The organism is Pseudomonas sp. B2021, assembly GCF_018135665.1.
GTDB lineage: Bacteria > Pseudomonadota > Gammaproteobacteria > Pseudomonadales > Pseudomonadaceae > Aquipseudomonas > Aquipseudomonas lactis.
This window is the reverse complement of the sequence record NZ_SMOF01000053.1, coordinates 1-222: the sequence shown is the minus strand read 5'-3', so window position 1 is coordinate 222 and position 222 is coordinate 1. Positions and strand designations below refer to the sequence as shown.

At 60.4% G+C, this 222-nt stretch carries 1 pseudogene; it reads right to left on the bottom strand.

Features of this window, described 5'->3' with window-relative positions:
- Position 1 precedes the first annotated feature (1 nt).
- Positions 2-222, bottom strand: a pseudogene (locus tag E1K68_RS27625) (2,3-diketo-5-methylthio-1-phosphopentane phosphatase); the annotation flags it as partial.

The following is a 222-nucleotide window of genomic DNA, read 5'->3' as shown; positions in this document are numbered from 1 at the left end:
ATCAGACATGATGGAAGAGTTCCTGATGGTCAGAAGAGGTGTTGAAGGTGGTGGCATTGGCGGCGAGGCCTTGTGGCAACTTGGCCAGCAACGCCGGCACTTGCGCAAAGGTGTCGAAGCGCGCATGAGGAATCTGATGGGCGACGCAGTACTCGGCGAGGCTGCCTTTGGCGAACACGAAGTCGGCGGTGGAGGCCACGCACATGTCGGACTTGCCGTCGC